Below are 24,411 nucleotides of genomic sequence, written 5' to 3' on the forward strand. Positions count from 1 at the left end.
GATCCGCGTCCCGCTAGCGCCTCTCCGGCTCGGCGCCATCGAAGGGTATCCGCATCAGCAGCGAGTAGAGCACCGGCACCACGCAGAGGGTGATCAGCGCCGCGGCCAGCAGGCCGGAGATGATGGTGATCGCCATGGGCGCCCAGAGCAGCCCCCCGCCCATCCACAGCGGCAGCAGGCCGCCGCTGGTGGTCAGGGTCGACATCAGCACCGGGCGCAGGCGCCGCCGCCCCGCCTCGAGGATCGCCTCCCGGGGGGAGTGCTCCTCGCGCTCCAGATCGATGCGGTCGATCAGCACGATAGCATTGTTGATGACGATGCCGGCGAGCGACACCACGCCCAGGAAGGTCATGATGCCGAAGTGGGAGCCGGTGATGGTCAGGCCGAAGACCACCCCGATCAGCGACAGCGGGATGGTGGCCAGGATGATCAGCGGCCGGCGCAGGGAGTTGAACTGCACCACCAGCAGCAGCAGGATCGCCATGGCGCCGATGGGCAGCTTCTCGGCGATGGAGGCCGTGGCGATGCGCGACGACTCCACCTCGCCGCCGAACTCGAAGAAGACGCCGTCGGGCCAGGTCGCCTGCTCGGCTTCCAGCCAGGGACGCAGCTCGCCCGCCACCCCGGCGGCGGTGATCCCCGGCGCCAGCTCCGCCTCCACGGCGATGGTGCGGAAACGGTCCCGGCGCAGGATACGCGCCGGCCCCCAGTCGAGCTCGACCTCGGCCACCTGGGCCAGGGGCAATCCCACTCCGCCGCCGGCGGGCAGCACGGTGACGCCCTCCAGGTCGTCCGGCGTGCGCGCCTCGCCGCGCTCGTTGCGCAGCTGGATCGGCACCAGGGTGTCGCCGTCGCGGAAGGTGCCCACGGTCATGCCGGAGAGCGCCGTCTGCAGGCTCAGCGCCACGTCGCGCTCGGTGACGCCGGCGCGCAGCGCCCGGGCCGGGTCGACCTCGATGCGCAGGCGCTTGATCCACTCCCCCCAGTCGTCTCGCACGTTGCGGGTGCCGGGCTCCTCGGCTACCCGCTGGCGCACCTGTTCGGCGATGCGCCGCAGGGTCGCCTCGTCGTCACCGGAGATCCGCACCGCCAGCGGCACCGTCACCGGCGGGCCGAAGCTGGTGGCGGCCACCGTCGCCTGCAGGTCCGGGAAGCGTTCGGTGAGCCAGGTATCGAGGCGTTCGATCACCCCGTCCACCGCCTGCCAGCGGTTGGCCTGCAGCAGCAGGAAGGCGTACTCGGGGCTCGGCGGCTCCGGCGCATGGTTGATGATGTAGCGGTCGCCGCCGAAGCCGATGAAGCTGCCCCAGCGGTCGACCCCGTCGCGGACCCACTCGCCCGCCGCGTCGCGCTCGGCGGCCAGTTCCTCGGCCAGGAAGGCCTCGACCTCCTCCACCACTGCCCGGGTGCGCTCGATGGGCGCCGAGAAGGGCAGGCGCAGCTCCACGGTCACGAGGGTGCGCTCCGCCTGGGGGAAGAAGATCTTGGGCAGCGGCCCGAAGCCCAGCCAGGCAAGCACAAGCAGGCCGCCCACCGCAGCCAGGGTCAGGGTGCGGTGGCGCAGCAGGGCCAGCAGCAGGCGGCGATAGCCGGCGTAGACCCGCTCGGCCAGGCGCGCCGAGAGCCCCGGGCGCGACTCGCGCTCATCCTCGCCCTCCTTGCCTCCGTTCTCGTGGTCCTGGCGCGGGTTGTCCTCGTCCTTCGGCGTCACCTTGATAAAGGCCACGCAGAGCAGCGGGATCATGGTCAGCGACAGCAGCCAGGAGGAGAGCAGCGTGATGGTCACCACCTGGAACAGCGAGCGGGTGTACTCCCCCACGTCGGAGACCGCCAGGAACTGGGGCAGGAAGGCCGCCGCCGTGGTCAGCGAGGCGGTAAGCAGCGGGAAGCGCAGCTGGCGAGCCGAGTCCAGCGCCGCCTCGCGCACGGTGCGCCCTTCCCTGGCCGACACCTGGATCGACTCCACCATGACGATGGCGTTGTCCACCAGCATGCCCAGCGCGATGATCAATGCCCCGAGCGACACCTGGTCCAGGCCGATGTCGAACAGCCCCATGAAGGCCAGGCAGGCGAGAATCGCCGAGGGCACCAGGCTCGCCACGATCAGCCCGGTGCGCAGCCCCAGGAACAGCAGCATCACCAGGCAGACCAGGGCCACCGCCTGCAGCAGGTTGACCAGGAACTCGTTGATACGCTCCTCGACCCGGTCCGGCTGGTTTGCCAGCACCTCGAATTCCAGGCCCACCGGAAGCTCCCGCTCGAGGCGCTCGATGGCGCCCTGGACCTGCTCGCCCAGGTCGAGGATATTGCCCCCCTCGCGCATGGCGATGGCCATGGCCAGGCCCTGGACGCCGTTGGCGTGGTAGCGGGTCATGGGCGGCTCGGCATAGCCGTGGCGCACCTCCATCAGCAAGTCCAGGGGCACCAGGGTGCCATCGGGCAGCGGCAGCAGCGCCCGGCGTATGTCATCGATGTGGGTGAAGTTGCCGGTGGGCTCAAGGATCATGCGCTCGTCGCCGGTGCGGATCGCCCCGCCGGGCAGCACGATGTTGCGGGCCGCCAGCAGCTGGGCGAGGCCCTGGGGCGAGACGCCGAGATCCGCCAGGCGAGCCTCGCTGTATTCCAGGAAGATGCGCTCCTCGGCGTAGCCGTGGAGATTGACCTTGGCCACGTCGTCGAGCATCAGCAGCCGGTCGCGGACGTCGTCGGCCACCGCCTTGAGCTCCGCCTGCTCATAGCCCTCGCCGGTGAGCGAGAGCATGATGCCGAAGACGTCGCCGAACTCGTCGTTGATGATGGGCGGCAGGGCCTCGTCGGGCAGCCGGCCCCGGGCATCGCCCACCTTGCGGCGCAGCTTGTCCCAGCCGGCCCGGACATCACTGACGTCGGGGCGCAGCTCCACGCGGATGATGGAGACCCCGGCCCGGGAGGTGCTCTCCACGTGGTCGAGCTCCGGCATCTCCATGATAGCGGTCTCCAGCGGGTCGGTGACCAGCTGCTCGACCCGCTCCGGGGTGGCCCCGGGCAGGTAGGTGACCACCTGGGCCACGCGCACCGTCACCGCCGGGTCCTCGGCCTGGGAAATGGAGAGGTAGCTGATCACCGCCCCCAGCAGGACGACCAGCAGCCCGGCGATGGTCACCCGGTTGTAGCGCAGCGCGGCCTCGGTGAGGGTCACGGCGAGGCCTCCGCATCGACGCGATGGTCATCGATCAGCCGTGCCCGCATGCCGTCATGCAGCCGGCTCATGCCCGCCACGATCAGCGACTCGCCGGGGGCGAGGCCGGCCACCACCTCCAGGCGCTCGCCGTGGCGCCTGCCCAGGGTCACGTTGCGGCGCCGCACCGTCGCCTCGCGACCGTTATTGACAGCGTGACCCACCGATTCATCGGACTCGGCGACGTAGACATAGTGGCCGTCGATGTCCTGCTGCACCGCCACCATGGGCACCCAGAGGCCGCTGCCGGGACCGCCCAGCGGCAGCGTCAGCTCCGCTGCCATGCCGGGACGCAGCCGCTCGCGCTCGTCATCGGAAAGGTTGATCAGCCTGACCCGCAGCGGCCAGGTGGCCTGGCGCGGGTCCACCGGCAGGCCGATCTCGGTGACCTCGCCGGCCAGAGCGAGGTCGGCCAGGGGCAGGTGCACCCGCACCGGCGCCCCGACCACCAGCGCACCGAGCAGGTCCTCGGAAAGGGCAGCACGCACCTCCAGGTCATCGCCGCAGGCCAGCACCAGCACCGGCTGGCCCGCGGCGACGTTCTCGCCGGTCTCGGCCAGGCGGGTGGCCACCCGGCAGTCGCCGGGGGCCGCCAGCCGCGTGAAGGAGAGCTGGCGGTCCGCGAGGGCCAGGGCGTCGCGGGCGCCGTCGCGCTGGGCGCGGGCTGCCTCCACCTGGGCCTGGGCGGCGTCCAGGTCACGGGCCGGAGCGCTGCCGGCCTCATAGAGGCGCCTCGCGCGCTGCCACTCGGCCTCGGCGTTGGCCGCCGCCGCCTCGGCGCCGGCCAGGGCCGAGTGGGCGCGGTCGCGCTGCAGGCGCAGGTCGGTGGCCTCGAGGCTGGCCAGCGGCTGGCCGGTCTCGACGGCATCACCCACGGACACCTCGTGCGACGCGAGTTGACCTGCCACCCGGAAGCTGAGGCGTCGGTTGGCGGCGGCCTCCAGGCGGCCCGGCAGCTCTCGCTCGGCCTCGACTCCGCTGGTCTCCAGGATCAGGGTGCGTACCGGACGCATCGGTGGCTCCTCCACCGCCTCCTCGGCGCAGCCGGCCAACAGCAGCAGTCCCGCCAGCAGGGTGGTACGGATGATCATCGCCCCTCTCCTCTTTTCGTCCCTGCACGCGTCGCCCCATGAGCCCCCGCCAGCAGCCGGTCGCGCGCCTCGGCCGCCATGGGGCCGGGGGTCATCCCCAGCGCCCGCTGCAGATGCACCAGCGCCTGCAGCGCCTGCCAGCGCGCCTCGGCGGCGGCGAGACCCGTCTGGCGGGCGCTGGTGCGGGCGTCGATAAGCCCAACCTGGGGCAATGCCCCCTCGCGCCAGGCCACCTCGGCGAGCTTGAGCGCCTCCTCGGCATGGCCCTGGGCCTCCTCACGCAGCGTGATACGACGCCAGGCGGCCACCAGTTCGACGCTGGCCCCACGCAGGCGGGCCTCCAGTCCGAGGCGCGCGTCGGCGTCCTCCAGCGCCACCCGCTCCAGGCGCGCCGCGGCCTGGTCACGCTGGATGCTGCGCCGACCACCGGCATAGAGCGGCAGCCGCGCCGAGACGCCGACGCTCCACTGGTCGCGACCGGTCTCGGGCAGCGACACGCCCGCGCCCTCCAGGGCTCCGACGCCGGCCTGGACCAGCGGGTTCGGGGACTCCCAGGGGGCCCGCTCGCCCTCCCCGCTGCGGGAGAGCTCGATGGTATAGCGGGCTTCGAGGCCCACCTCGGGCAGCCAGAAGGCCCGGCGGCGGGAGGTCAGCTCGCGGCGTGCCGCCTCGCGCAGCTCGCCGATCGCCTCGAGTTCGGCCGAATCGCGCAGCGCCGCGGTCACCAGGCGGTCCTGCCAGGCGGCGAGGCTCGCCGGGGAATCGAGCACCGCCAGGAAGCGGCCATCGCCGCCGAGCCAGCCGGGGCGGGTGAGGTCCGGTTCGGTCGGGGACAGCGGCGCGGCCGAGTCGCGCCCGAGCCGGCGGTTGAGGGCGATCCTCAGCCGCTCGCGATCGGCCACAGCCTGCTCCAGGCGCTCCCGGGCCTGGAGGAGCTCTGCCTCGAAGCGGGCCACCTCGCCTCGCCCCACGGCACCGGCGGCCTCGCCGCGCACCGCCCGGTCGCGCTGGGCGCGGGCCAGCTCGAGGTCGGCCTGGAGCACCTCGCGGCTGGCGTCGAGCCGCAGCAGGTCGAGGAACTCCCGCGCGACGTCCAGGGCCAGGTCGAGGCTCTCCACCTCGAGCTCGGCGCGCCGGGCGCGGTCGAGGCTGCCGGCGACGGCGATGGCAGCCAGCGCCGGCTCGGAGAAGAGCAGCTGCTCCAGCACCGCCCCGCCGCTGGCCAGGCGCTCGGGCTCCTGGCCCAGGGCCGCGCGGGCGCGGGTCTCGTCGATCATTCGCCCGGTGGCCTCCAGGTAGAGACTGGGGCGATAGCGCGAGGCCGCCAGGTCGCGTTCGAAGGCTTCCACCTCGACGCCCTGGCGGGCGGCGGCCAGGCCCAGGTTGTCGACGAGCGCGAGGGCCACCGCCTGTCCGAGATCGAGCCGTTCACCGCCGGGGACGACTGCCTCGCCCACCAGACGCGCCTGGCTGAGCAGCCCGAAGCTGGGCGACCAGCCGAGGCGGTCGGCGGTCTCGAGGTTGAGCCAGGCACGCCCCAGGGCGGGACGCGAGTCGAGGGGTTCGGGTGGGCGGCCGGCAACGAGATCATCCAGGCGCAGCGCCACCCGGCGCAGCCAGGCATCGACATCCAGGGCCCCGGGCGAGGAGAGCAGCACGCCGCGCTCCACCTGGCGGGCATCGGTCAGCGCCACGCTGGGCACACCGGCCTCGGTCAATCTGGCGAAGAGCCGGCGCTCGTCGGCCTCATCGAGCTCGGGCAGGGCCAGCACCAGGGCGGCATCGGCGCCCTGGAGGTCGGCGTCAGAAGGAGATCCGGCGGGGGTGACGCCCAGGGGGGCCAGCGCGATGCCGCGGGCCCCGGCCTGGGCGGCCAGGGCCTCGCCGGCGGTCTCGATCGACCAGACAGGGCCAAGCAGCAGTACCCGGGAGGCGCCGTCGAGGGGCTCCAGGGCGAAGGGGTCCGTGGCGGTGAGAAACGCGGGGATTTCCAGGCGCGCAAGACCCGGCAGCCGAACGCCGGTGCCGGGCGCTGCCGGCACGACCACAGGTGTGGCGCGTCCGGCGGAGAGGCGATCGAGCTCGCGCTGCAGGGCCGGCAGATCGGCATGGCCGCCCGGCAGCAGGCGCGGATCGAAGGCAGCGTCGGCCGCCGAGACGGCGACCGGCGCCAGCAGCGGCGCACACACCAGGGCAATGAACAGGCGCTTCCATGCGGTGACGTTCATGTCGATCAGCCGGTGGGTGGGAGATGGCACCGAGTATAAACAACTGTTTGAAAGTTGCCAGGTTCAACGCTGACTCGGGCCAAGGGAGCGCCGGGGACAGGTCGTAGAGGGGGTCCTATGCCAGGGATGGCATCGGTAGCGCCCAGGGAGGGGTTTACAGCGCCCCCTCGCAGACCTGTTGCCGGATCAGCTCCCGACGAAGGAACTTGAAATTGGCAGATAGGGCAGACTGGGGGCCTTTGTCGCTCGCCCCTACCACTCCTGACTGGTTTCACGCAGGGCGGCGAGTTCAGCCTTGGCCTCGGCGAGGCACCAGCGCAGTTCGTCGCCCAGCGCCGCGCCGCTGCCCACGGCGATCAGGCCGGCCGCGGCCCCGCTACGGCGGCGAGCCACGCCCTCGCTTGAGTGCAGCGTCTCGAGCCTGCCGACCAGCCAGGCTAGCCAGCTGTCGGGTCGCGCGGCCAGCTCGCGCAGGCGGTGCAGCTCGGCGATGCCGGCCCCCTCGGCCCCCAGCAGCTCGCGCCAGGCGTGGCGCTCGAGGCGAGCATGCTCGGTCACCTCGCGCAACAGCGACTCCAGGGCCAGCTCGGCCAGCGCCAGGGCGCCCTCCTCCGCCGCCATGCGTCGCGCCTCAGCGTGCTCGTCGCCGCCTTCGGGGGTGTCGAGCAGTAGCTCGGCCTGGTAGAGCAGCTGGTTGGTACGGGCTCTCGGGGTCACTTGCGCTTGTCCTCCACCTGCCAGCGGTGGCCGTCGAAGGTGGCCTTCCATCCGGTGGTCTTGCCCTCCTCGTCGGTCATCACGAACTGCTCCTTGGCCTTGCGCGAGAAGCGGATCTGCGCCGGGCGGCCATCCGGATCCTCGCTGGGCGCGTCGAGCAGGTAGCGATACTTCTCGGGAAGCTCCTCGGCGTGGGCCTTGAGCTCGCGGACCAGCGGCGGGCGGGTCTCGCGGTTCTTGGGGAACTTGCTCGCCGCCAGGAACAGGCCGCTGGCCCCGTCGCGCAGCACATAGTGGTCATCGACCTTCTGGCACTCGAGCTCCGGCATGTCGATGGGGTCCATCTTGGGCGGCGCCACCTCGCCGCTGCGCAGCAGCTTGCGGGTGTTCTTGCACTCGCTGCTGGTGCAGCCGAAGTACTTGCCGAAGCGCCCGGACTTGAGCTGCATCTCGCTGCCGCACTTGTCGCACTCGATGGTCGGGCCGTCATAGCCCTTGATGCGGAACCTGCCCTGCTCGATCTCGTAGCCGTCGCAGTCCGGGCTGTTGCCGCAGATATGCAGCTTGCGGGTCTCATCGATCAGGTAGCTGTCCATGGCGGTGCCGCACTTTGGGCAGCGGTGCTTGGCCCGCAGGGCATCGGTCTCGGCCTCCTCGTCGGCGTCGGCGGCCACCGCCTCCTCGCCGGGCAGCAGGTCGATGGTGGTCTTGCAGCGCTCCTTGGGCGGCAGGTTGTAGCCTGAGCAGCCCAGGAAGACCCCGGTGGAGGCGGTGCGGATCTGCATCTTGCGCCCGCAGCTGGGGCAGTCGATGTCGGTGGGCACCGGCTGGTTGGGGCGCATGCCCGCCTCGCTCTCGGCCTCCGCGAGCTCCTTCCTGAACTCGGCATAGAAGGCGTCGAGCAGCGCGCGCCAGTTGCGCTCGCCCTCCGCCACCTCGTCGAGGCCATCCTCCATGCGCGCCGTGAAGGAGTAGTCCATCAGGTCGGGGAAGGACTCCTTGAGGCGCTCGGTGACGATGTCGCCGAGCTTCTCGGCATAGAAGCGCCGGTTCTCCAGCTTGACGTAGCCGCGGTCCTGGATGGTGGAGATGATCGAGGCATAGGTGGAGGGCCGACCGATGCCGCGCTTCTCCAGCTCCTTGACCAGGCTCGCCTCGGTGTAGCGGGCCGGGGGCTTGGTGAAGTGCTGCAGCGGGTCAAGGGACGCCAGGGTCATGGGAGTGCCCTCGGCGAGATCCGGCAGCGACTGGTCCTCGTTCTTGCCGGCCGGCTTCATCACGCGGGTGTAGCCGTCGAACTTGAGCACGCGGCCCTTGGCCTTGAGCTCGTAGCCGTCCACCTCCACGGTCAGGGTACTGGAGAGATACTCGGCCGGGGTCATCTGGCAGGCCACGAACTGGCGCCAGATCAGCTCGTAGAGCCGCTCGGCGTCGCGCTCCATGCCGGCGAGCTCGGTGGCACGCCGCCCCACGTCGGAGGGACGGATCGCCTCGTGGGCCTCCTGGGCGCCCTCCTTGCTGGAGTAGCGGTTGGGCCCCTCCGGCAGGTAGCGCGGTCCGAACTCCTCGCCGATGAACTCGCGCACTGTCTCCACCGCATCCTTCGACAGGTTGGTGGAGTCGGTACGCATGTAGGTGATATAGCCCGCCTCGTAGAGGCGCTGGGCCAGGGTCATGGTCTTCTTCACCGAGAAGCCCAGCCGGCCGCTGGCGGCCTGCTGCAGGGTCGAGGTGATGAAGGGCGCGTTCGGCTTCGACCGCGTGGGCTTGTCTTCCCGCGCGCTGATGGCGAGTGACGCCTGCCTCAGCGCGGCGATGCGCTCCAGGGTCTCGGCCTCGGAGGTGGGCCGGAAGGCCTTGCCGTCCTGGCGCACCAGCTCGAAGCGCACCGGCTCGCCGTCGGCCCCCTCGGCCCGCGGGACCAGGTCGGCATGGACGTCCCAGAACTCCTCGGGCACGAAGGCGCGGATCTCGCGCTCGCGCTCGACGATCAGACGCATGGCCACCGACTGGACGCGGCCGGCCGAGAGGCCCCGGGCGATCTTGGCCCACAGCAGCGGCGAGAGCATGAAGCCGACCACCCGGTCCAGGAAGCGCCGCGCCTGTTGGGCCTCGACCCGCGGGATGTTGAGGGTGCCGGGGTCCTTGAACGCCTCCTGGATGGCGTTCCTGGTGATCTCGTTGAAGACCACGCGCTTGTAGCGCGCGTCGTCGCCGCCGATGGTCTCGCGAAGGTGCCAGGCGATGGCCTCTCCCTCGCGGTCGAGATCGGTGGCGAGATAGACGGTGTCGGCCTTCTGGGCCAGTTTCTGGAGTTCGGCGACCACCTTCTCCTTGCCCGGCAGGATCTCGTAGTGGGCCTCCCAGCCGTGCTCGGGGTCGATGCCCATGCGCCGGATCAGTTGCTCCCGGGACTTGCGCTTCTTGTACTCGACTTTCTCGTCCGGCGACATCTTGCGGGTCAGCGCGGCCTGACGCGCGCGCTCCTTGGGATCCGAGGCCGCCTTGCCCGCGCCGCTGGTCGGCAGATCACGGATGTGACCCACGCTCGACTTCACGATGAAGTCGTTGCCGAGATACTTGTTGATCGTCTTGGCCTTGGCGGGCGACTCGACGATGACCAGTGACTTTCCCATAGTGCTCCACTGAAAGTGCACGGCGTGGACCTCGAGTCCTCGCCTGACAATGCCATACCGCCCTGATTCGGCGGGCGAAAAATGCGCCTACCCTACCCCAGCGTCCCTTGTCGCGCCAGTGGGAGCCTCGGGTTGGCGCTTACTGACCCTAGACCGCACTCTTGCGACAGGGCAAGCCTGACGTCAATGACAGCGCCCCCGCCACCGGAGTGGCAGGGGCGCTGCTGGGGTCGTGCCGGGCCTGGATCAGCGCTTGCTGCCACCCGGCTTGCGACGCGGGGCCGGCGTCCGGCGGCGCGGTGCCGCGGCCTTGGCGGCAGGTTCCTCGGCCTTGGCGGCGGGCTGCTCGGCCTTGGCGACGGGTTCCTCGACCTTGGCGACGGGCGCCTCGGCATTCGCCGCCGGCTGGGACTCCATCAGGCCCTCCAGGTCGCTCAGGGCCAGGCGCTGGGCCTCGGCCTGGCTGCCGACCCATTCCTGGGCCTCGGCACGCGCCTGGGCCTCGAGGATCGGCGCCTGGTCGATGGCCTGCTCGAAGAGCCCCCGCACCCGGGCCAGGCGCTCGGTAGAGTGCTCGGAGAGCTCACCGCTGGCCGCCAGCACGTGCTCGATGTGCCAGAGGTGGCCAGCGATCTGCTCCGCCGTCTGCCCCTTGAGCAGTTCGGGCAGTGCCTCTACGGCCGCCTCCCGGTCGAGCTTGAGGATGAAGAACTGTTCGCGCATCAGCCGCTTGAAGTCCCCCACGGTGAGCTGAGGCTCCAGCTCGGCATGAGTGGCTCGCAGGCGCTTGAAGTTGCGCTCGTCGGTGGAGGGCGCCCCCCCCAGCACGAAGATCAGCGCACGGATCACCGCCTCGTGGCTGCCACCTTCGGCGACCTGCTCGCTCAGTTCGGCCTGGCGACGCGCGATGAAACGGCGATGCTCAGGCTCTGACCCCGGACGGCGACGATGCACGTGGGCATCACCGCCCAGGCCCACCAGGGACTGCAGGAGTGGCTGGCCGTAGACATCCAGGAAGAGCCGTTCGGTGGCACCGTCGCGCAGGTCACGCCAGGCGTTGAGGCTGCCGGTGACCTGGCTGGAGGCGATCGACTCCAGTACCCGGAAGAGGTTGTCCTCGTCCACCGGGTGACGATCGGCGCGAATCTTGTCGGCCAGCACCGGGATCGCATTCATCAGCGGGTTGCGGTCGGAGAAGAGGCGATAGCCCATCCGGTTGGGATGCATGCGACGCATCCAGTGAGCCGATTCGGGTGTGGCCATACCGCGCACCCAGGGCTGCAGGAAGAGCCGATAGAGGCCCAGGTTGATCTCGGACAGCCGCGCCACGGTGGCGAAGCGGGTATCGTCCTCGGGGCTGTGCTGCACCACCTGGTCGAGCTCCTCGATGCTGCGCGAGGTGAACTCCAGCAGGTAGTCCCGCTCGATCAGCTCGGCGTCATCGCGCTGGGCGGCATCGGACACGGTGGTCTCGTAGAGCCCCGGGGGCAGCACGTCGATATAGTCCATGTTGGCCGTGAACTCGGCGTGCTCCTTGCGGGAGACGCTGCCCGACACGAAGATGCCCAGATGCCCGGTGGTGTCATGCACGCAGTAGACGATGGTCTGCTCGCTGGCCACGATGTCATCGACGTCTTCATAGAGGTCGCGCACCCAGCCCAGCGCCTGGGGCGGCGGGGTGATGTCATCGCCCTTGGAGCAGAACACCACTACCGGCGAGCGCAGGTTGCGCAGGTCGATGCGCCGACCATCGGAAGTCACCAGCTGGGCGGTGGAGAGACGGTTGCCGACGAAGAGGTTGTCGACGATGTACTGGATCTCGTTGCCGCCGAGCACCACGTGGCCGCCCCACCAGCGCTCGAACTCCAGGTAGCGGCTGGCCTCGGTGTCGATGTTGGCATAGAGGCGATACTGCTTGGTCCAGAAGGTGTTGGCCGGATTGAGGTTCTCGAAATTCTGCACCAGCCAGGCGCCGTCGAACTGACCATCTCCCAGGTCGCTGAACAGGGAGGTCATCCAGCTGCCGCCGCTCATGCCCCCGGCGTAGCGCATCGGGGCATTGCCGCGCTGGCCGGCCCAGTAGGAGAGCGGCGCACCGGCGATCAGGATCGGCCCGAACAGGTCGGGCTCCAGTGACGCCGCCATCATGATCTGCCAGCCGGCCTGGCAATTGCCCACCACCATGGGTTTCTCGGCCCCGCGCTCGCTGTGGAGGCGATTCACATGGCGCAGGAAGGCGATCTCCGCCTCCACCACGTCTTCCACGCTCTGACCCGGCTCCGGGTAGGGCAGAAAGCCGATGAAGTAGCAGGGGTGGCCGGCACGCAGGGCCACGCCCAGCTCGCTGTCGGGTTTGAAGCCGCCGATGCCCGGGCCATGACCGGCGCGGGGATCGACCACCACGAAGGGGCGCATCTGCGGGTCGGTGGGGTATCCCGCGGGAGGCAGGATACGCAGCAGTTCATAGTTGACCGGACGCGACAGGTCGCGGCCGTCGATCAATACCTCGGCATCGAAGCCCAGCACGCTGGGCTTGGTCTGCTCGATGTGTTCGAGGTACTGGTTGCCACGCTGGCGCATCACATCCATGTAGAGCACGCTGCGCTCGAAGGCATCCAACCAGTAGCGGCCCGCCGCGCGTCCGAACCCGAAGGGGTCGAGCAGCGTCACCACGGGGGCCGGGGGAGTCGGCATCGGAAGATTCATCGCGAGCTCCTGGCATTGCGGTCAGAGGAAAGGGGACATCAGGCCGTGGAAAATCCACGGCTTTTGCTGCATCGCAATATAACGCAATTTCGACACCTCTGCGAGTGAAAACTCCGTGACAGGGGCGCTATTCGTCGCTCGGCGGACCCATCAGCGAGACGGCTTTTTCCACGCCGAGCAGTTCCTCCAGGCCCCGCCGGCCCCGCCGCCAGGCCTCCTCGGGGGTGCGCCCCCAGGCCGTGAGTCGCACCTCGCCCCCCGTCTCGGGAGCGCGATCCAGGCGCAGGCCGGGCCCGCCGCTGATGCCGGCCGCCGTCTCGGGAACGCAGCGCCACTGCAGGGCATGCCCGCGGGGGGCCAGGGCCGCCTGGCGATCCCGCAGCCGGTCGCCGGCGGCCAAGCGCAGCTGGACCACCACCGGATCCAGGCCGGTGAGCACTTCGTCAAGCGACTCGCGACCGGTCAGCCCGGGGCGCATCTCGCAGAATCCCAGTTGATTCTCCTGCAGCGCAAATCGCAGGGTCACAAGCCCGATCAGCTCAAGCCCGGCCAGCCCCTGCACCGCGAGCTGGCCGAGGTAGGCGCGCCGCTCGGGCGTCAGCCAGGTTACCGGGGCTCGCACCTGAGCGCTGCCGAGTGGCTCCCTTACCGCCAGCCAGCGCACCCGGGCGAGCCGGTCGCCGAGCACCGCCAGCTCGACCTGCCGCCCGGGCACGCCCTCCTCGGCCAGGGGGACACCCGCCTCGCGCAGCAGGGCCCGGGCCGCGGCACCATCCTGCATGGCCTCGATCAGCGCCAGCCGAGGCCCCACGAAGGGAAGCCCGCCGGCCAGGCAGGCCCTGGCCAGGGCGAGCTGACGCCGGGTGTCGGCTTCACCGGGATGCAGCGCCGTGCAGCCGGCACTCAGAGCGCGCGCCACCAGGGCCTCGGCGGGCTCGTCGGGGGTGGTGGCGCCCAGGCAGGCCAGACCCAGCTCGGCGGCGGCCTGGCGTACCCGCAGGCCGGCCAGCCCCACGGCGGCCAGGGCGATCCGCGGCGGCGGCTGGCCCGCCCCGGGAAGGGTGAAGGTGCTCATGGCACGGTTGCCTCCTTGGCGATGGCCCCGGCGGGGCCGGCAGTGCTAGCATGGATCACAGACCGACAGGAGGCCGACGGCGCCCATCCGGCAAGTGATCATGACCACTCCCAAGCTGCTCAACAAGCTGACCTTTCGCCAGCTGCAGGTGTTTCAGGCGGTACACGACCAGCACTCCTACTCCCGGGCGGCCGAACAGCTGGGCCTGACCCAGCCCGCAGTCAGCGCCCAGGTCCGCCAGCTGGAACAGGCGCTGGGCCAGCCGCTGTTCAAGTATGCCGGCAAGACCCTCCACGTGCTGCCGGCAGCGGATGCCCTGGCGGCCTCGGTCCGCGCCATCTTCGGCCAGGTCTCGCGGTTGCAGATGGCGCTCTCGGACATGTCCGGCACCATCCGCGGCGAGCTCAACCTGGCGGCGGTCTCCACCGCCCAGTACGTCGTGCCCCACCTGCTGGCGCGCTTCCGCGCCCACTACCCCAACGTCCAGGTTCGGCTCAAGGTGTGCAACCGCAGCCAGGCGCTGGAGCGCCTGGCCGAGTGCCGCGACGACCTGGTGATCATGGCCCGGGTGCCGGAGGATCGCGACCTGGTCTTCATGCCGATCCTCGACAACGAGATGATCCCGCTGGTGTGGCCCGGTCACCCGCTGCTCCAGGCGAGCTCGCCCACCCTGGAGGACTTCGCCCGCCACTACGTGCTGATGCGCGAGCCCGGCTCCGGCGTGCGCAGCGCCTTCGAGGAGCTGGCCGCCGCCCAGGACGTGAGCCTGGCCCACCGCATCGAGCTGGGCACCAACGAGGCCGTCAAGCAGGGGGTGATGGCCCAGCTGGGGGTGGCCGTGCTGCCGCGCCTGGCGGTGCGCCTGGAGCTTGCGGCCGGGCTGCTGGAGGAGCTCGCCCTGCCCGGGTTTCCGCTGCGCCACTCCTGGTGCACCGTCTATCCACGGGAGCGCTTCCCCACCCCGGTCACCGAGCTGTTCCTGCGCTTCGTGCGCGAGCACCTGGCGGAGTTCCACGCCCACTTCCAGGCCCCGCCCCGCCCGCTGCCCAACCACGATGTGGTCTGCCTGCCGCTGTCGAACTGAACACGACCTTCTCCCGGGTCATGGCGGAAGCCGGCATCACCCACGCGGCGATGCCCAGGCTCCGCAACTATGGTAAATTATCGGGCCGATACCCAGTAACCATCAGCGCGCCCCGCGGCTCTGACCCCTTGCCGGCAAGCCTGTCTGCAAGGAGCGTACAGGATCTCCGAGGCGGGCCGAGCGAAGGGGCTCACACCCATGAGCGACAGCACCTCGAAACACGTCCCCAGCGGCGAGAAGTTCCGCACCCAGCACGGCTTTGCCGCCATCAAGGACGGCATCAAACAGCGCCGAGAACCGGAGGAGCAGGCCGCCGACCCGGGCCGCAAGCCCAGGTGGCTGCGCGCCCAGATTCCTGGCGGCGAGCGCTTCGAGGCCGTCAAGCGCAACGTCAGCGAGCATCGCCTGAGCACCGTGTGCGCCGAGTCACACTGCCCCAACATGGGCGAGTGCTGGAGCAACGGCACCGCCACCATCATGCTGATGGGCTCGGTGTGTACCCGCGCCTGCCGCTTCTGCGCCGTGGACACCGGCAACCCCGGCGGCTGGCTGGACGCCGAGGAGCCGGCCAACACCGCCAGGTCGGTGGAGCTGATGGGGCTGCGCTACGTAGTGCTCACCTCGGTGGACCGCGACGACCTGGACGACGGCGGCGCCGCCCACTACGCGGCCTGCATCCGCGCCATCAAGGCCAACACCCCCGAGGTGGTGGTGGAGGCGCTGACCCCGGACTTCGACGGCGTCCACGCCGCCATCGAGCAGGTGGTGGACTCCGGCCTGGAGGTGTTCGCCCAGAACGTCGAGACCGTGGAGCGCCTCACCCGTCGGGTGCGCGACCCCCGCGCCGGCTACCGCAAGACCCTGGACGTGCTGGCCCACGCCAAGCGGCACAAGCCGGGAGTGCTCACCAAGACCAGCCTGATGCTGGGCCTCGGCGAGAGCGATGAGGAGATACTCGCCACCTTCGACGACCTGCGCGAGATCGGCGTGGATATCGTCACCCTGGGTCAGTACCTGCGCCCCACCCGCAACCACCTTGCGGTGGAGCGCTGGGTCTCCCCCGAGGAGTTCGAGCGCTACCGCCAGATCGGCCTGGAGAAGGGCTTCATGGAGGTGGCCGCCGGGCCGCTGGTGCGCTCCAGCTACCGCGCCGACCGGGTGTTCGAGAAGAACAACCTGGGCCTGGCCGCACCGGCCGCGGTGCCCGGCCAGGCGCACGACCCGGACCGCATCGATGCAGTCAACGTGGGATAACAGGCACAAGGGGCGAGGAAGCGAGGAAACCCTAGTCCCTCGTTCCTCGCGCCTCGTTACTGACTATTTCGCGCCCCAACTCCCATGCCAGGCATTCGGCCAGGCGCTCCCCCACCACCACCACGTCCGGGCACTCCTCCACCAGGTCCGCCAGGCGAGTCATCGCCATGCCGGCATAGCCGCAGGGGTTGATGCGCTGGAAGGGTGAGAGGTCGCCGTCTACGTTGAGCGCCACCCCGTGGAAGCTGCCGCCCCGACGGATGCGCAGCCCCAGCGAGGCGATCTTGGCCTCGCCCATACCCGTCTTCACGTAGACACCTGGCGCATCGGGGCGCGCCCGGGCCGCGACGCCATACTCCGCCAGCAGCGCGATCACCGCGTTCTCGAGCCCGCTCACCAGGTCACGCACGCCGAGGCGCGCACGGCGCACGTCGATCAGCGGATAGAGCACCACCTGGCCGGGCCCATGGTAGGTCACCTGGCCGCCGCGGTCGGTCTGCACCACCGGGATATCACCGGGCATCAGCAGGTGCTCGGGCTTGCCCGCCTGCCCCTGGGTGAAGACCGGGTCGTGCTCCACCAGCCAGAACTGATCCGGCGTGTCGGCATCGCGAGTGTCGGTGAGCTCCCGCATCGCCTGCCAGACGGGGCTATAGGGACGACGCCCCAGGCGGTGCAGTTCGATGGGTGGCAGCGGCGCAGGCAGCTCGGAGGGGGCGGTGGCCATCACACCACCATGTGCACGCGGCCGGTGGCCTTGAGCTCCACGAACAGTGCCCGGAGCTGGGCCTCGCCGGTGGCGCGGATGGTCAGGCGTACCGACTGGAAGCGGGCGTTGCGGCTCTCCACTACCCGCAGGTCGATGGCGTCGAAGTGCGGATCGTGGCGACTCACCACCTGACAGACCATGGCGGCGAAATCCTCGGCGGCGTCACCCACCACCTTGAGGGAGTAGCGGCAGGGAAAGGTGATCCTGGGGGGCTTGCCGGCGACCGGCCGGCTCGGCACGCGCAGGTCGCGCAGGGAGTTGTCGTTCATGGAGGTTCCAGCGGGTCGTGGATATGCCAGCATTTTACGCAACCCGCCGGAGAGAGACCACCTAGCCGAACCAGCCGCCAACCAGGTTGGAGAAGAAGCGTCGGACCTGATCGACCAGCTTCTTGACGAGGCCGCCCTCCTCCACCGACTCCAGGGCCAGCAGCGGCTGCTCGCCTACCACCTCCTCGCCCAGGCGCACCTCCAGGGTGCCGACGCGCTGGCCTGCCTCGATGGGGGCGGCCAGGTCGCCCTGGATGTCCAGGCGGGCGGTCAGCTCCTCGTTGCGGGCACGCGGCACCGTCATCATCACGTCGCTGTCGATGCCCACTGGCAGCTCGTTGCTCTCCCCGCCCCACACCCGCGAGGTGTTGAGCACCGAGCCGGCGTCGTAGAGCTTGACGGTCTCGAAGTAGCGGAAACCGTAGCTGAGCAGCTTCTGGGTCTCCTGGGCCCGGGACTCCTCGGAGCTGGTGCCCATCACCACGGAGATCAGCCGCATGTCGTCACGCTTGGCGGAGGCCACCAGGCCATAGCCCGCCTCGGTGGTCCAGCCGGTCTTCAGGCCGTCCACGGTGGGATCGCGCCACAGCAGCCGATTGCGGTTGGGCTGGCGGATGTCGTTGAAGGTGAAGTACTTCTCGGCGTAGATCGCGTAGTGCTCGGGGTAGTCGTTGATGATGTACTGGGAGAGCAGCGCCATGTCGCGGGCCGAGGAGTACTGCTCCGGATGCGGCAGGCCGGTGGCGTTGGCGAAGCTGGTGTTGTGCAGGCCCAGGCGGGTGGCGTGCTGGTTCATCAGGTCGGCGAAGGGCACCTCGCCGCCGGCCAGGTGCTCGGCCACCGCCACGCTGGCGTCGTTACCGGAGGCGATGATGATGCCGTAGAGCAGGTCGCGGATGGAGACCTGGGTGTCCACCTCGATGAACATCTTGGAGCCCCCGGTGCGCCAGGCATTCTCGCTGACCCTCACCATGTCGTTCATGGTGATGTTGCCGCGGTCCAGTTCGCGCTCCACCAGGTAGGCGGTCATCAACTTGGTCAGGCTCGCCGGCGGCAGGCGCTCGTCGGCATTGTGCTCCACCAGCACCCGGCCGCTGTCGGCATCCATCAGGAACCACGACTTGGCAGCGAGCTGGGGCGGCGAGGGAATCATGACCTGCGGCTGGGGCACCGGCACGCTCTGGGCCGAAGCCAGTGTCGATACCATCAGCAGACAGGCCAGAAGCGCCGGGATCAGCCGGAGGCGGCGAAGGGATAACAACTCTCTCATGGGGTCAAGTCTCATGGAACACTCAGGGGGAAGGGAGTGGGGCGCCGGTCAGTCGGCGCCGTTGACGATAAAGCTCTGATCGAAACCGGCACGGCGCAGCTCGCCGCGCACTGGCTCCACCTGGTCGGCGCTGGCCAGCGGACCGACCTGCACCCGATGTACGCCCGTCGAGACGGCCACCCGCACCGGGCGAGAAAGCTCGGCCTGGAGCCTGGCCTGCAGCGCCTGGGCGCTCTCGGCGGAACCCAGGGCGGCAATCTGCAGGAAGATGGGGGGCTCGGTGGAACCCCGGCTGGCGCTGCTGGCGACCGTCGACGAGGTATCGGCCGCCGGAGCGGGGGCGGACGCCACCTGGCGGCCGGGGGGCGCGACCGCGCCGGCGCCGTTGCGCGTGCTGCCCCCGGGCGTCCCGCCACCGTTATCGGCCAGCCACTGCTCCACGTCGATGGCCTCCACCTTCACCCGGCCGGTGCCACGATCCAGGATCTCCAGCCGCGCCGCGGCGGCGTAGGAGAGATCGATCTCGCGGTCGTTGTGGAAGGGGCCACGGTCGTTGACCCGCACGATGGCCGAGCGGCCATTGTCCTGGTTGGTGACCCGCACGTAGCTGGGCAGCGGCAGCGAGCGGTGGGCGGCGCTCATCTTGTACATGTCATAGATTTCGCCGTTGGAGGTGGCGTAGCCGTGGAACTTCTCGCCATACCAAGACGCCGTGCCCTGGCGGGCATAGCCTCGAGCATCGGGCAGCACCCGATAGGTCTTGCCCCACACATCATAGGTCGACCGATTGCCGCCCCGGGAGGGCGCCTCGAGGCGCGGCACCGCATCGGGGATGCGGCTGACGTCCGGGGGATCCATGGGATAGGCGTCGCCGGACATAGCGTAGCGCTCGCCCCCACCGGACGGCGCCGCCGAGGAGACAGTCCGAGACTCGCCGGGCTCCGAAGACGGCGCCTGACCGCCGCCCCCGGCACAGCCCGCCAGCGCCATGGACGCCGCGGCCACCGCCAGCCACCACCGCCGGGCGCTCATGGGCGCTCCTCCCCGTCGGCATGCACGGCATCCAGCCAGTGGGCATCCAGCGCCCGGGCCGCGGCGATGGCCTCGGCCAGCTCGGTGACCGCCATGGCGTATAGATGGCTGTGGTTGTAGCGGGTGATCACGTAGAAGTTGTGGTCGCCCAGCACGAAGCGCCAGTGGCCCTCGCCGTCCTCCAGGGAGACCGGCAGCAGCGACCGATCCGCGTCGATGTCGTCGGGCACCGTGATGCCGGCCTCGGCAACGCTACTCGCCGGGACGGCCGGCGGGCGCGCCGCACGGTTGAAGTCGATGCCCTCCGGCGGCGTCGCGGGCCCCTCGGCGTCGTGATAGATCACCTCGCCGGCGCGCCAGCCATGCTCGGCAAAGTAGTTGCCCACGCTGCCGATGGCGTCCACCGGGTTGGTCCAGAGATCGCGAAGGCCGTCATCGTCGAAGTCCACGGCGTAGGCGCGATAGCTGGTGGGAATGAACTGCGGGTAGCCCATGGCGCCGGCGTAGGAGCCGGTGAGCTCGCCGGGGTCGACGCCCTGCTCGTGGGTGATCTCGAGGAAGGCGGCCAGCTCGCCGCGGAAGAAGCCGCCGCGGGTCGGGTGGTGGAAGGCCAGGGTGGCCAGGGAGTCGATCACCCGGTGACGGCCAGTGAAACGGCCATAGCTGGTCTCGACACCGATGATGGCGGCGACCACTTCGGGGGGCACGCCATACAGCGACTCGGCGCGCTCGAAGGCATCGCGATGCACCTCGAGAAAGGTGACACCGCGGTGGATGCGCTCCGGCTGCAGGAAGATGGCGCGGTATTCGTCCCAGCGCAGGCGACGCTCGGCGGCACCGGCCATGGCATCCAGCACGCCCTGCTGGAAGTCGGCGGAGGCCATGGCGGCCTCGAGCCAGTCGCGCTCGATCCCCTTGGCGGCCAGTTCCTCGACCAGTTCGCGCGTCTCGGCGTGGCGGCGCGGATCGAAGTCCGCCGCCAGGGGACTCATCGACACGCCCAGGGCGGCCATCGCGACCAGCGCCCTCACGCCATGGTTTCGAATCCGTAACATGCAGCTCTCTCCCTGATTCGGCACCCTGATACCCGCAGCGGCCCTAGCGCGGGAGCAGGCGGCGATGCGCGTGAATGGCCATGAGAATACCGAAACCCGCCATCAAGGTCACGCTGGAGGTGCCGCCGTAGCTGACCAGTGGCAGCGGCACGCCGACCACCGGCAGAATGCCGCTGACCATGCCCACGTTGACGAAGACATAAATGAAGAAGGTCAGGATGATGCTGCCCGCCACCAGGCGCCCGAAAGTGTCCTGGGCGCCGGCAGCCAGCCACAGGCCACGGCTGATGATCAGCAGGTAGAGCAGCAGGATGGCGACGATGCCCACCAGGCCGAACTCCTCGCCGAGCACGGCGACGATGAAGTCGGTATGGCGCTCGGGCAGGAACTCCAGCTGGGACTGGGTGCCCTGCAGCCAGCCCTTGCCGAACACCCCGCCGCTGCCGATGGCGGTGGTGGACTGAATGATGTTCCAGCCCGACCCCAGGGGGTCGCTGTTGGGATCGAGGAAGGTCAGCACCCGCTGGCGCTGGTAGTTGTGCAGGTTCATCCACAGCAGCGGCAGCGCCGCGGCGGCGATCACCGCCAGGGCGGCGATGAAACGCCAGGAGAGCCCTGCCAGCAGCACCACGAAGACCGCCGCCGACGTCACCAGCAGCGAGGTGCCCAGATCGGGCTGCCTGGCGATCAGCACCACCGGTACGGCGATCAATACCACGCACACCGCGATATCACGCAGGCGCGGGGGAAGCTCCTGGCGGCTCAGGTAGGCGGCCACCATCAGCGGCACCGCCAGCTTCATCATCTCCGACGGCTGGAAGCGAATGACCCCCGGGATCACCAGCCAGCGCTGGGCGCCCATGCCGACGTCGCCGAAGAGTTCCACGGCCACCAGCAGCAGCACGCCGAGCAGATAGACCGCCAGCGCCCAGCGCAGCAGGGTCGACGGCGTCAGCTGGGCGAGAAAAAACATCACCGCAAGCGCCACCCCGAAGCGGATGCCCTGGGCGATCACTGCCTCGAGGCGCTGACCGCTGGCGCTGTAGAGCACCACCAGGCCCGACGCCATCAGCAGCAACAGCATGCCCAGCAGCCAGGGGTCCAGATGGATTCGCTCCCAGAGGCTGCGGCGCCGGGAGATCCCGCTGGCCGGGGCGCGTACCGGGTGGGGTCGCAGCACCCGGGTGAGGTCGATCATGCCCATGGGTCAGTTCCCCGCGACTCGGCCATCGTCATCCTCCATTGCCTCGCGCAGCTCCTCCACGTCGGGTTCGCGATCCCTTAGCAGCCACGCGTCGGTCATGGCCCGGGCCAGGTGGGCAGCGTGGGTACTGCCACCGCCGGCGTTCTCGACGATCACCGATACCGCGATCTGGGGGTCATCGGTGGGGGCGAAGGCCATGAACAGCGCGTGGTCGCGCAGCCGCTCGGCCAGCTCCTCGGCGTTGTAACGCTGGTCCTGGCCCAGCGAAAAGACCTGGGCGGTGCCGGACTTGCCGGCCATGCGGTACTCGAGCCCCACCCCGGTGCGCCGCGCCGTGCCCTCGTGGCCGGTCATCACCTTCTCCATGCCGGAGAAGATCCGGTCCCACCAGGCGTCATTGGGAATCTCGATGTCCGGCGGGGTCTCGGGTACCCGCTCGGGCACCGGCGAGTCACCGATGCGGCTGGCCAGGCGCGGCTTGACCCACTGGCCTCGGTTGGCCAGCACCGCCGTGGCGGTGGCCAGCTGAAGCGGCGTGACCTGCCAGTAGCCCTGGCCGATGCCCACCGAGAGGGTCTCACCCGGGTACCAGGGCTGGTTGAAGCGACCCCGTTTCCAATCCCGCGACGGCATCAGGGCCGTGCTCTCGCCAAAGATGTCGTGGCCCACCCGTTGCCCGAAACCGAAGGCACTCATGTTGTCGTGGAGCCGGTCGATGCCCAGTTCGTGGGCCAGTGAGTAATAGTAGGTGTTATTGGAGACGGCGATGGAGCGCTCCATGTCCACTCGGCCGTGTCCCCAGCGCAGCCAGTTACGGTAACGCCGGGAGTCGTTGGGCAGCTGGTAGAAGCCGGGGTCGTGGATCGCCCGGTCCGGGGTGATCACCCCTTCCGCCAGGCCGGCGAATGCCAGGAAAGGCTTGATGGTGGAGCCAGGCGGGTAGTGGCCGCGAATCGCCCGGTTGTAGAGCGGCAGGTCGAGGTTCTCCTGCAGCGCCCGGTAGGAGGCTACGTCGATGCCGGTGACGAACTGGTTGCTGTCGAACCCCGGCGCCGAGACCATCGCCAGGATCTCGCCGGTCTGTGGCGCGACGGCCACGATGGAGCCGCGGCGGCCATCCATGAGCTCGTAGGCCAGCTTCTGCATCTTACGGTCTATAGTCAGGGTCAGGTGCTGGCCCGGCACCGGGTCGGTACGCCCCAGTTCGCGCAGCACCCGTCCACGAGCGTTGGTCTCCACCTTGCGCAACCCCGCCTGCCCGTGCAGCTCGTCCTCGTAGAAGCGCTCGACGCCGGTCTTACCCATGAAGTGGGTGCCGGCGTAGCGGCCAGTATCCAGGGTCGCCAGCTCCTCGGCGTTGATACGGCCCACATAGCCCAGGGCGTGGGCCATGACCTCGGCATCCGGGTAGAAGCGCAGCAGCTGCGCCTCCACCTCGACGCCGGGCAGCAGGTGACGGTTCACCGACACCCGAGCGATCTGATCCTCGTCGAGGTCGCTCATCAGCAGCGCCGGCTGGAAGGGACGCTGGCGCTGGCGGGAGCGCAGCCGGAACGCCTCGGCCTCCTCGTCGGAGAGCTCGAGCAGCTCCACCAGCAGCGCCAGGGTGGCGTCCAGGTCGTCGACCCGCTCGCGCACCAGGGTGAGGTTGTAGGTGGGTCGGTTCTCGGCCAGCAGCACGCCGTTGCGGTCGTAGATCAGCCCGCGAGTAGGCGGCAGCGGCTCGACCCGCACGCGATTCTTCTCGGAGCGGGTGCTGTAGACCTCGTGCTGGACCACCTGCAGGTAGGCCAGCCGCCCCATCAGCAGGCCGGTCATGGCGAACACCAGCACGACGGCTAGCAGCGCCCGCACCCGGAAGATGCGCAGCGCCTGCTCGGGGCTCTTGAGGTTGTCGCGATTCTTGCGCATCGCACTCTCGGCCGGGCGGCTCGGTCAGCGGTGGTAGGGGTGCCCCACCATCAGGGTCCAGGCGCGGTAAAGCTGCTCGGCGAGCAGGATCCGCACCAGCGGGTGGGGCAGGGTCAGCGGCGACAGCGACCAACGCTGGTCGGCGGCGGCGGAGAGTCCCGGCTCGAGGCCGTCGGGACCGCCCACCAGCAGCGCCACGTCGCGCCCGGCGAGGCGCCAGGCATCGGCCTGGGCGGCGAGCTGCTCGGTGCTCCAGGGCTTTCCCCCCACCTCCAGGACCACCACATGCTCGTCACCGCGCAAGCGGGAGCGCAGGCGCTCTGCCTCCATAGCCATGGCGCGGGGAATGTCGGCATTCTTGCCGCGCTGGCCGGGGGCGATCTCCTCCACCTCGAGGCTGAAGTCCCGCGGCAGGCGCTTTCGGTACTCCTCGACGCCCTCGTTGACCCAGGCGGGCATGCGGGTGCCCACCGCCAGCAGGCGGACCTTCATGCGCCGGAGGCCTCGCCCTCGCTGCGCTCGGCGTCGCTGGGCAGATCGGCCCACAGGCGCTCGAGGTCGTAGAGCTGGCGGGTTTCCGGCAGCATCACGTGAACCACCACGTCCCCCAGGTCCACCAGCACCCAGTCGGCGCCGTTCTCGCCCTCGACGCCCAACGGCTGGAGGCCGGCCTCCTTGGCCTTCTGAACCACATTATTGGCCAGGGCCGAGACGTGACGGGTGGAGGTGCCGCTGGCGATGACCATCAGGTCCGTCACGCTGGTCAGGTGCGAGACATCCAGCAGGGCGATGTCCTTGGCCTTGAGGTCCTCCAGCGCGTCAATCGCCAGAGTCTTGAGTGCGTCAGTATGCATAGGGTCTTCTGTCTGAATGTCGTTGATCGACCATTGTAC

18 protein-coding genes are annotated in these 24,411 nt (G+C 69.9%); 2 read left to right on the forward strand and 16 right to left on the reverse strand.

Annotated elements, in window-relative coordinates:
* Positions 1-13 precede the first annotated feature (13 nt).
* The 7 genes from IBX53_RS00195 to IBX53_RS00225 all read right to left on the reverse strand — a co-directional run bounded on the left by IBX53_RS00195 (position 14) and on the right by IBX53_RS00225 (position 13,670).
* Entirely contained in the window at positions 14-3,178 is a 3,165-nt protein-coding gene (locus IBX53_RS00195) for an efflux RND transporter permease subunit (RefSeq protein ID WP_290903578.1), read from the reverse strand.
* On the reverse strand, positions 3,175-4,308 hold the full coding sequence (locus tag IBX53_RS00200; protein ID WP_290903580.1) for an efflux RND transporter periplasmic adaptor subunit: 1,134 nt from the start codon (positions 4,306-4,308) through the stop codon (positions 3,175-3,177). Before IBX53_RS00200 ends, IBX53_RS00195 begins: the two co-directional genes overlap by 4 nt.
* On the reverse strand, positions 4,305-6,536 hold the full coding sequence (locus IBX53_RS00205) for a TolC family protein (protein WP_290903583.1): 2,232 nt from the start codon (positions 6,534-6,536) through the stop codon (positions 4,305-4,307). Before IBX53_RS00205 ends, IBX53_RS00200 begins: the two co-directional genes overlap by 4 nt.
* A 252-nt stretch (positions 6,537-6,788) precedes the next feature.
* A complete protein-coding gene (locus IBX53_RS00210; protein WP_290903585.1) occupies positions 6,789-7,253 on the reverse strand; it encodes a DUF6586 family protein in 465 nt (154 codons plus the stop codon).
* A complete protein-coding gene (gene topA / locus IBX53_RS00215) occupies positions 7,250-9,889 on the reverse strand; it encodes a type I DNA topoisomerase (RefSeq protein ID WP_290903587.1) in 2,640 nt (879 codons plus the stop codon). The genes IBX53_RS00210 and topA overlap by 4 nt, the downstream gene beginning before the upstream one ends.
* Before the next feature lie 246 nt (positions 9,890-10,135).
* The gene (locus tag IBX53_RS00220) at positions 10,136-12,595 is read right to left on the reverse strand and encodes a DUF3141 domain-containing protein (protein ID WP_290903589.1); all 2,460 of its coding nucleotides are present in this window, start codon (positions 12,593-12,595) and stop codon (positions 10,136-10,138) included.
* Positions 12,596-12,722: 127 nt separating this feature from the next.
* Positions 12,723-13,670 carry a hypothetical protein gene (locus IBX53_RS00225; protein ID WP_290903591.1) on the reverse strand — a complete coding sequence of 316 codons (948 nt, stop codon included), beginning with the start codon at positions 13,668-13,670 and terminating at the stop codon, positions 12,723-12,725.
* A 100-nt stretch (positions 13,671-13,770) separates the two neighbouring features.
* Between IBX53_RS00225 and IBX53_RS00230 the strand changes: the two genes are divergently transcribed.
* Both IBX53_RS00230 and lipA read left to right on the forward strand, forming a co-directional pair.
* On the forward strand, positions 13,771-14,754 hold the full coding sequence (locus IBX53_RS00230; protein ID WP_290903594.1) for a LysR family transcriptional regulator: 984 nt from the start codon (positions 13,771-13,773) through the stop codon (positions 14,752-14,754).
* 198 nt (positions 14,755-14,952) lie between these two features.
* Positions 14,953-16,008 (forward strand): lipoyl synthase, encoded by a 1,056-nt coding sequence (gene lipA / locus IBX53_RS00235; RefSeq protein WP_290903602.1) that lies wholly within the window; start codon positions 14,953-14,955, stop codon positions 16,006-16,008.
* Positions 16,009-16,039: 31 nt separating this feature from the next.
* On the opposite strand, the gene lipB is transcribed toward lipA, so the two are convergent.
* The 9 genes from lipB to rsfS form a co-directional block, all read right to left on the reverse strand.
* On the reverse strand, positions 16,040-16,735 hold the full coding sequence (gene lipB, locus IBX53_RS00240) for a lipoyl(octanoyl) transferase LipB (protein ID WP_290903610.1): 696 nt from the start codon (positions 16,733-16,735) through the stop codon (positions 16,040-16,042).
* Complete coding sequence (locus IBX53_RS00245) at positions 16,735-17,046, reverse strand: DUF493 domain-containing protein (protein WP_290903612.1); 312 nt, start codon at positions 17,044-17,046, stop codon at positions 16,735-16,737. Before IBX53_RS00245 ends, lipB begins: the two co-directional genes overlap by 1 nt.
* Positions 17,047-17,107: 61 nt before the next feature.
* On the reverse strand, positions 17,108-18,316 hold the full coding sequence (locus IBX53_RS00250) for a D-alanyl-D-alanine carboxypeptidase family protein (protein WP_290903614.1): 1,209 nt from the start codon (positions 18,314-18,316) through the stop codon (positions 17,108-17,110).
* Positions 18,317-18,364: 48 nt separating this feature from the next.
* The gene (locus IBX53_RS00255; RefSeq protein WP_290903616.1) at positions 18,365-19,348 is read right to left on the reverse strand and encodes a septal ring lytic transglycosylase RlpA family protein; all 984 of its coding nucleotides are present in this window, start codon (positions 19,346-19,348) and stop codon (positions 18,365-18,367) included.
* Positions 19,345-20,403: a lytic murein transglycosylase B gene (gene mltB / locus IBX53_RS00260; RefSeq protein ID WP_290903618.1), complete on the reverse strand. Its 1,059-nt coding sequence runs from the start codon at positions 20,401-20,403 to the stop codon at positions 19,345-19,347. The genes IBX53_RS00255 and mltB overlap by 4 nt, the downstream gene beginning before the upstream one ends.
* A 43-nt stretch (positions 20,404-20,446) precedes the next feature.
* Positions 20,447-21,607 (reverse strand): rod shape-determining protein RodA, encoded by a 1,161-nt coding sequence (gene rodA / locus IBX53_RS00265; protein WP_290903620.1) that lies wholly within the window; start codon positions 21,605-21,607, stop codon positions 20,447-20,449.
* Positions 21,608-21,610: 3 nt separating this feature from the next.
* Positions 21,611-23,518, reverse strand: a complete 1,908-nt coding sequence (gene mrdA / locus IBX53_RS00270) for a penicillin-binding protein 2 (protein ID WP_290903622.1) — start codon at positions 23,516-23,518, stop codon at positions 21,611-21,613.
* 24 nt (positions 23,519-23,542) lie between these two features.
* Positions 23,543-24,010 carry a 23S rRNA (pseudouridine(1915)-N(3))-methyltransferase RlmH gene (gene rlmH, locus IBX53_RS00275; protein ID WP_290903624.1) on the reverse strand — a complete coding sequence of 156 codons (468 nt, stop codon included), beginning with the start codon at positions 24,008-24,010 and terminating at the stop codon, positions 23,543-23,545.
* Positions 24,007-24,372 (reverse strand): ribosome silencing factor, encoded by a 366-nt coding sequence (gene rsfS, locus IBX53_RS00280; RefSeq protein WP_290903626.1) that lies wholly within the window; start codon positions 24,370-24,372, stop codon positions 24,007-24,009. Before rsfS ends, rlmH begins: the two co-directional genes overlap by 4 nt.
* Positions 24,373-24,411 lie beyond the last annotated feature (39 nt).

It is taken from the genome of Halomonas sp. (assembly GCF_014859505.1).
Lineage (GTDB): Bacteria > Pseudomonadota > Gammaproteobacteria > Pseudomonadales > Halomonadaceae > Halomonas.

Coding starts and splice junctions, on each gene's coding strand:
- IBX53_RS00220 (WP_290903589.1), bottom strand. CDS start 12,595: ATGAATCTTCCGATGCCGACTCCCCCGGCCCCCGTGGTGACGCTGCTC.
- mrdA (WP_290903622.1), bottom strand. CDS start 23,518: ATGCGCAAGAATCGCGACAACCTCAAGAGCCCCGAGCAGGCGCTGCGC.
- rsfS (WP_290903626.1), bottom strand. CDS start 24,372: ATGCATACTGACGCACTCAAGACTCTGGCGATTGACGCGCTGGAGGAC.
- IBX53_RS00205 (WP_290903583.1), bottom strand. CDS start 6,536: ATGAACGTCACCGCATGGAAGCGCCTGTTCATTGCCCTGGTGTGTGCG.
- rodA (WP_290903620.1), bottom strand. CDS start 21,607: ATGGGCATGATCGACCTCACCCGGGTGCTGCGACCCCACCCGGTACGC.
- rlmH (WP_290903624.1), bottom strand. CDS start 24,010: ATGAAGGTCCGCCTGCTGGCGGTGGGCACCCGCATGCCCGCCTGGGTC.
- mltB (WP_290903618.1), bottom strand. CDS start 20,403: ATGTTACGGATTCGAAACCATGGCGTGAGGGCGCTGGTCGCGATGGCC.
- IBX53_RS00200 (WP_290903580.1), bottom strand. CDS start 4,308: ATGATCATCCGTACCACCCTGCTGGCGGGACTGCTGCTGTTGGCCGGC.
- IBX53_RS00225 (WP_290903591.1), bottom strand. CDS start 13,670: ATGAGCACCTTCACCCTTCCCGGGGCGGGCCAGCCGCCGCCGCGGATC.
- lipB (WP_290903610.1), bottom strand. CDS start 16,735: ATGGCCACCGCCCCCTCCGAGCTGCCTGCGCCGCTGCCACCCATCGAA.
- IBX53_RS00250 (WP_290903614.1), bottom strand. CDS start 18,316: ATGAGAGAGTTGTTATCCCTTCGCCGCCTCCGGCTGATCCCGGCGCTT.
- IBX53_RS00245 (WP_290903612.1), bottom strand. CDS start 17,046: ATGAACGACAACTCCCTGCGCGACCTGCGCGTGCCGAGCCGGCCGGTC.
- IBX53_RS00230 (WP_290903594.1), top strand. CDS start 13,771: ATGACCACTCCCAAGCTGCTCAACAAGCTGACCTTTCGCCAGCTGCAG.
- lipA (WP_290903602.1), top strand. CDS start 14,953: ATGAGCGACAGCACCTCGAAACACGTCCCCAGCGGCGAGAAGTTCCGC.
- topA (WP_290903587.1), bottom strand. CDS start 9,889: ATGGGAAAGTCACTGGTCATCGTCGAGTCGCCCGCCAAGGCCAAGACG.
- IBX53_RS00255 (WP_290903616.1), bottom strand. CDS start 19,348: ATGAGCGCCCGGCGGTGGTGGCTGGCGGTGGCCGCGGCGTCCATGGCG.